4 protein-coding genes are annotated in these 5037 nt (G+C 54.8%); all 4 read right to left on the bottom strand.

What is annotated here, in order from left to right; translation table 11 throughout:
• Positions 1 to 321: 321 nt before the first annotated feature.
• The 4 genes from B472_RS16610 to B472_RS16595 all read right to left on the bottom strand — a co-directional run bounded on the left by B472_RS16610 (position 322) and on the right by B472_RS16595 (position 4585).
• Positions 322 to 1173 (bottom strand): hypothetical protein, encoded by an 852-nt coding sequence (locus tag B472_RS16610; protein WP_019428484.1) that lies wholly within the window; start codon positions 1171 to 1173, stop codon positions 322 to 324.
• Positions 1174 to 1285: 112 nt separating this feature from the next.
• Positions 1286 to 2224, bottom strand: coding sequence for an MBL fold metallo-hydrolase (locus B472_RS16605; RefSeq protein ID WP_019428483.1), 939 nt, complete (start codon positions 2222 to 2224; stop codon positions 1286 to 1288).
• A gap of 40 nt (positions 2225 to 2264) precedes the next feature.
• A complete protein-coding gene (gene chrA, locus B472_RS16600; RefSeq protein ID WP_019428482.1) occupies positions 2265 to 3644 on the bottom strand; it encodes a chromate efflux transporter in 1380 nt (459 codons plus the stop codon).
• Positions 3641 to 4585, bottom strand: a complete 945-nt coding sequence (locus tag B472_RS16595; RefSeq protein WP_019428481.1) for a chromate resistance protein ChrB domain-containing protein — start codon at positions 4583 to 4585, stop codon at positions 3641 to 3643. The genes chrA and B472_RS16595 overlap by 4 nt, the downstream gene beginning before the upstream one ends.
• Between the last annotated feature and the right edge of the window lie 452 nt (positions 4586 to 5037).

Here is a 5037-nt window from a genome sequence, read left to right as displayed (position 1 = left end):
TTATTTCGGTCAGTAGCTGGCGGGCAGGTTCGGCTGGGACCTCTGGAACCAACATTTGGGGCTCGAACTTGGGTTCGTTGGCTGCGGATTTGGCGATGCCACTGGACAGGGCGTCCAGAACGTCGCCCATTTTTTCAGCCAGTGGGTTCGAAGATGAGGTGTTGTTAGTAGCCATGGACTTGCTCCTTGATGCCTATATGCAGTGGTTTCATATAGGTTCATACCGGTTGGCTGTGCTTTTTTCTCAGCGGGGTGGATTGGTGCATCCCACGGGTAAGCATTAGCTTCTGACGATGTTTTGAATTGCTAACAAGTTCAGATTTACTTATTCCAACCCCATCGTTCCATCTCACGTCTATCACGTGCCATTTCGGCTTCAATAGAGTCTCTTGGCAACTGTCTGAGGCAATCCTCCATGGCTTGTGGATCGAGCTTTTCAGCCTTTGGTGGAGTTGCCACCGTTTGTGGTGATTTGCCATCCCACGCAAACGGGTTTCGAAAAACAGGCGGATCCGGCAAGCAGTCATCTTTGTAACTCGGTGGACCGTCAGAAGCAAACGGCGTGAACGAGATTGTTTTCTCAAAAATAAGCGGCTTTCCTGTTGGGGTCGGCGGCAGTGACGGCATGTTTTCAACCGCCTTGCGCGCCAGTTGCTCGGCCACTGCGGACGTCGTCCAAATGGTTTCCAACTTGGCCAGTGTCCCGTCGGGTGCAATTTCAATCCTGAAACGAACGTAACCTTGATCAGGCCCTTCGACAACAGTACCCATCATGCTGCGCACCTGTTGGCCCCAGTTGTACCGATAGCCTTTGCTGTTTTTGTTTGTGTAACTTCCCGCAAAAGCCCATTCTTCTGCTGTTGGCGCTGAAGGCGCTTCCATGGTGGCTGGCTCTTTGGCTGGCGGTGACCTGTCTGTCGACTCAGTGATTGGGGCAATGCCGAGTGCTGTTGGGTTTGGTGAATCGATCGCTGGCGAAAGTTCCTGGCTCCCCATGGGTAGGTCATCTTGCGGTGGTGGCAACACCTGCATGAAGACGATTCGACTTGGGGAAGATTCTTTGTCGGCACTACGGAAGCCGAACTGATAACCGCTGACCAACGCCAAGACTGCAGCATGCAATGCCAAGCTGAACAAAACTGCAACGACGTTCGGGCGATCAACTGCCAGCATGTGTTTCAAAAAACACTGTCTGGATCAAAAGACCATTCGTAAATTTCCATCCCCACGAGATCCCTAACTCGTAAAGTGCAATTTCGACGAATGCTCCACAACAGCGACCACATTACTCACGCTCGACCTCAAGGTAGGTGCGGCTGGCGTTTCCCGGGTGCAACTCAGCTGCGTTTGCCAGGTTCATGAAAGGCTTGACGTTGAATGACTTGACCGCTTCGCTAATGTCTACACCTTGCTCCACAGCGCGTTGCATGTGTGAACGCATGGCTTGCAAATAATCGTGGCTTTGTGCCTTGGCTGTTTTGCTGTCAGTGATGCGCCCATGCCCTGGAACAATGCGTTTTGGATTCCATTGAGCCAAAGCGTTGAGGGCCTCTACCCATGCCCGCGTGCTGCTCACAGGCAAAACTGACAGCAAACGGTCCACATAAACAATGTCACCCGAGAAAGCCACTTGGACGTGGGGCAGCCACACCATCAAGTCGCCAGGAGTGTGGCCACCCCCGCGATGGCGAAACTCGAAAACGGTACCGCCGAGCTCCAATCGCGCTTCAGGCCCCTGCAGCAGTCTGCTGGGAAAGCTCAGCTCCGTTCCATCTGCAGCAGGTCCCAGTAAGGTGCGAAGTGCAGCGAACTGATCGCCGCCGCGCGAGCGCATGTCCGGCACAGCTGCAGCGTGGGCAATCAACTCAGCCCCTTGTGCCTTGAAGTAGCCATTGCCCAGCCATCGATGATCCTGTCCGCCCGTGTTGATGACCCAGCGTACGGGCTGCTGTGTCACTCGGCGCACTGCTTCGTGGATGGCACGAGCGGTTTGAAACGTCGAACCACTGTCAATCAGTACGGCACCGCCTGATGTAAGGACCAGCCCAAGGTTAGCATTCAGGCCCTGGTTGGCCACCGTTCGACCGCCGATATCGCCCACGTAAGCGTAAACGCCGTCCGCCACGGGCTCAAAGCGAACCTCCACAGCCGATGCCCACATCGTCTGGACTGCAAAAAAACTCACCAACAGCCGAGTCAAAACCCGGCGCGACATCATGAACATCTTTAACTCTCCATCACAAAATATCGATGACCTGTATCCCTCAGCCCAGCAGGGGGAACAGCCAGGACACCGCCAAGCCAACCAGAGCACTACCTGTCAGCAGCGTCATGACGCCAACCTTGAAGCGAAAGAGCGCCACTGCAGCACCAGCGGCAATTAAAGCCGACATCAGATCGAACCTTCCCTCGAATCCTTGGGGCCAGAGGACATGGTGGGCAAAAAACATGGCCAGATTCAAGATCACGCCCACCACCGCCGCCGTGATCGCTGACAGGGGTGCGGTGAATCCCAGCTTACCGTGGGTGGCCTCGACCACCGGACCACCGGCCAAAATGAAGATGAATGAGGGCAGGAAGGTAAAAAAAGTCACCACGGTAGCGGCCAACGCCCCACCCAGAAACAGGGCGTCCGGGCCTGATACCTCTTTCAACCAGCCACCCAGAAAGCCGACAAAGGCAACCACCATGATCAGCGGGCCCGGCGTTGTTTCGCCCAGGGCCAGGCCATCGATCATTTGCGGACCGCTAAGCCACTGGTGGGTGTCGACTGCCCCTTGATAGACGTAGGGCAAGACGGCATAGGCTCCGCCGAAAGTCAGTAGTGCTGCTTTGGTGAAAAACCAGCCCATTTGCGTCAAAGTGCCCTCCAGGCCGTTGACCGCGATCAGTGTCACCATCGCCAGCAACCACAGCCCGAGACCTACAAGGAGAACTTTCAAAAGTCTGGCCCGAGAAAACTTTGCGTGCAAAGGTGTAGGCGTATGGTCGTCGATCAGTGCGGGGCCATAACTGGTTTTGTTTGAGCCATGTCCGCCGCCGAGAGTAAAAACATCGGGCCAGCGTCGCGAGCCCAACCAACCGACCAAAGCAGCTGCGAGAACGATGGCTGGAAACGGTGTGTCAAATGCAAAAATCGCGATGAACGAAGCTGCGGCTATGGCCCACATCCAACGATTTTTCAACGCCCTTGTTCCAATGCGATGGGCGGCGTGCAGTACCAGCGCAGTCACTGCGGGCTTGAGTCCATAGAAGATACCGGCTACCAGCGGAACGTCGCCAAAGCGCAGGTAAATCCAGCTCAGTGTGATCAGGATGAAAAGCGAGGGCAACACAAACAGTGCGCCAGCGACGATACCGCCCCATGTACGGTGCATGAGCCAGCCGATATAGGTGGCAAGTTGCTGCGCCTCCGGGCCTGGGAGAAGCATGCAGTAGTTCAGTGCGTGCAAAAAACGCTGCTCGCTGATCCAGCGCCTGCGCTCCACCAGCTCAGTGTGCATGATGGCAATCTGCCCGGCTGGGCCACCGAAGCTGACAAAGCCAAGCTTGAGCCAAAAACGAAAGGCCTCGCCAAAGCTCACCGGCGCGGGTGGCATATCGGGTTCGGTGGGAATTTTTGATGTGACGGGATCGAGGTTCATTCAGATATTCCTGGGGCGGCATAGAGCGCATCAAAGACCAGGGCAGCTGCTTGAGCCAGAGCATCATCGTTGGTGTGGACCTCCCGCAGTCCTGCCAAAACGAGTTCCAATCCAGCTGCCTCTGCAACGGGAATTCCGCCAACGTCCAGAAAATGAACAGCACGGGCAATTCGCTGCAGCTGCTGATCCGAATCCAATCCGAAGCTCGCCGCCAATACCTCAAAGCTCACGCGCGAGCCAATATGTGTGAATCGGGCACCGTCAAAGTCAAATCCCAAAACGCCGCGCGGTGGAGGTGTCGCACCCGCAGGGTCGGCAAGCCAAATAAAAGATGCTTCTGGGTCAATGAAGCGACGAATTAGCCAAGCGCAAGCCAGGCGATCTACCCAAGGGCGAGAACGTGTCGCCCAGCGCTTTCCCTTGAATTTGAGAGAGTCAAGGCGCGCGATGCCATGACTTGGCTGCGCCTTCGGCTCACCCTTTGAAAATCGAGTGTCAAGAGTTTGGCGCAAATCATCAAGTTCAGCTTGTGCCTGTTGGGCGGCAGCGCCAGGGTAGTAATCAAGACGGCGCAACACTTGCAGTGATTCTGTGACCCCCCGCCAGCGACGCCTAGCTTCAGTTTCGTCAAGTCCCGGGAGTAAGGCGTTCAGCGCCTCCACTTCAACATGCCATTCGGCATAAGATTTGGTGCGGTCAAACAAGGCTAGCACTTCGGTGCGCATTGCTTCGTCATGAGTTGAAAGTTGCAGCACATGCGCCTGACCACCGTTCTCGCGTACCTCAGAAACTAGCGGATCGAACAATTCAGCGTGAGACTCAGGCAGCAAATAAACGCCATCACGCAATGAAGGGCACCCAAGAGTTTTGAGCGCACGCCAAATGCGCAGGCGAATTGCCTTCGGTTGCGTTGGCAGGGTGAGAAAAAGAGCGCTCCACATAAGTTTGAAGTATATGCCTCAAACTTCGAGGTATACACATCAAAAAACTGGAGGTTAAATTAATAAACTTTTATTGGATGAGCAAACGTCCGCTTTGGGTCGAAGAGGCACAGTGGGACAACCTGGCAGGTTCTAATTCCGGAGCCTTTAGCACAGAGGATCTGAAAACTCTCGGTACAAGAAGATGTCTCAACATTTAGAATAATGAACTGGGGCCCAAGTGCTTGATCGGCTTGCTCTTGGGAAATTTAGGCGGTTTGCGATCTAGTATCTTCTAGCCCGCCAAGACTATTTCGAACTGATTCCAAGTCGTTCGAACAATTTACAACCCGTTCGGAGCCTCCTTGGGTGCGCCCCTAGAGCACTTTCCGGATCAGACAGGCTTCTTCATAGGCCTCAATGTCTTTGAGCCGGTACAAAACTTTCCCCACGATTTTCAAGTATTGCGGCCC

The sequence above is a fragment of the Limnohabitans sp. Rim28 genome (assembly GCF_000293865.2).
Lineage (GTDB): Bacteria > Pseudomonadota > Gammaproteobacteria > Burkholderiales > Burkholderiaceae_C > Limnohabitans_A.
Note: the sequence above shows the minus strand (reverse complement) of the source record. Positions and strands in the feature narration are given on the sequence as shown.